The following is a 1,845-nucleotide window of genomic DNA, read 5'->3' as shown; positions in this document are numbered from 1 at the left end:
ACGGCGTAGTGATGCCTCCCAGTTCTTCTCGAGCTGGGCGGCAATCAGGCGGTTATCCGGATCGCACGCCGCGTAGCGTCGCTCGGCGAGGGAAGCTTCGTAACGAGCCTGTTGCAACTCGAGTTCGAGAATGCGCTGTTGTTCCCGTTGGGTTTCCATGTGCGTCCGCTCTGCAACAAGCGCTGCTTGAATTGCAATCGGCTGAACGACCCGCACCAACTCACGCGCAATCGCCGTGTCGACTCGCTGGCCGCCAAAACACATGCACCGTGGTAGTCCGAGAGCCGTCCGGCCGACGCATTGGTAGACAGGATAAGGGTAACGCCCTCGATACGCTACCCTCAACCGATGCCCGCATTGACCGCAGGTCATCAATCCGATCAATAGAGATCGGCCACCTCGCCCAGACTTGGCTCCGTCGCGTTTACCATATGCATTGATGGCGAGTTGCTTCTGATTACGCTCGTATATTCCCCAGTCGATATAACCTTCATGGTGATCCTTCAAAAGGACCTCATACTCGTTGAGTGGCAGAAGGTGACCGTACGTCTTGTGGGGGCGGCCGTCGACGACTTCGGTTCTGCTCTTGCTTTTGCCATAGGCGTAAGCTCCAGCATAAAACGGATTCTTCAACACCGAGATCACATTGCGATAGCGGATCGGCGTCCAGTCGAGCGCCGTCAGTTTCCTGCCATCGGAAGGGCGAGGAAAATGCATCCCTTCGCGATGCAGCGCCAAATGGGTCTGACGAGCGCTTCCCAGTTGGCGAAACCGGCTGAATTTCTGCCGTACAGCCTCCTGCACGCGAGCGTCAGGATCCAGGCCAAGGCCGACCTCGCGATGCCAGATATAGCCAATCGGCACGCCAATACGCAGTTCTCCTCGTCGTGCCTTGGAGCGGACCGCTTCGTGCATGCGAGTTCGCAAAATATTTAACTCGAATTCGCTGATACTCCCCTTCATGCCCAACAATAGCCGGTCATTCGGACGGCAAGGATTGTAAACACCGTCGAGGTCGATCACCCGAGCTTCAACAAGGCCGCACAGTTCTAATAGGTGATGCCAGTCTCGGCCGTTACGGGCGAGACGGGAAGCGTCGAGACAAAGGATGGCGCCTACATTACCAGCACACAACCAAGCCACCAGCTTGTCAAACCCAGGTCGCGCGACGGTCCCGCTCGCCGAACGGCCAAGATCGTCATCTATGACCTCGACATCTCGAAATCCGCGCCGCCGTGCCTCCTCGACAAGTTCATACTGGCGCCGCTGGCTCTCGCGATTGAATTGCACTTGGGCGGGTGTGGACTGACGGACATAAACGACGGCCTTGCGCTTCAACAGCGATGCGGGAAGATCAACGGTCGTCATCGCTGCCCTCCAGAACCGTTATTCCGCCCGCCTGCAGGATCAATTGCGCGAGGCGCATAATCATTGCTTGTCGCTCCGCGGCGTTCATCCGCGTCACCTCGGGCGTTTCCAACGTCAATGCTGAGCTGGCAGGGTCTTTTTACGATGGCGGGGTGCTGTCTCGCTTTCATCACATGCCTCCTCGATAACTGTTGTGTCATCCGAAAAGACTTGCCTAAGTCCGTGATCCTTGAGTACCCGATCGAGGTCCGTCAGCGCTTGCAACGATACCTGCGGCTCTCCCAATGTCATCGAGGCACAGGTCGCGCGGTCGAGCATCCACCGTTCCACAGCGGTCGTTACTCCGGGTTCATGCTCGACAACTACGACTTCCGATCCGCTGCGCTGCTCGCCGTAGTAGCGTCGGACATGCCGACCATAAAACGCATGCCAGCGGTAATGGATCTCGACTTCTTCTCCGATATGGGCAGAATGTCC

Annotated in this window: 2 protein-coding genes; both read right to left on the bottom strand. The window is 57.5% G+C overall.

Translation table 11 applies throughout. The annotated features are described in order from the left end of the window. The coding region (locus AS026_RS17490; RefSeq protein ID WP_062368485.1) for a recombinase family protein at positions 1 to 1,368 on the bottom strand (1,368 nt) is incomplete at its 3' end. Positions 1,369 to 1,482: 114 nt separating this feature from the next. Next, a partial coding sequence (locus tag AS026_RS42065) for a hypothetical protein (protein ID WP_160330118.1) occupies positions 1,483 to 1,845 on the bottom strand: 363 nt, incomplete at its 5' end.

Source organism: Rhizobium altiplani, from assembly GCF_001542405.1.
Taxonomy (GTDB): Bacteria; Pseudomonadota; Alphaproteobacteria; order Rhizobiales; family Rhizobiaceae; genus Rhizobium; species Rhizobium altiplani.
The sequence above is the reverse complement of the archived record's forward strand: the minus strand, read 5'-3'. Positions and strand labels throughout refer to the sequence as shown.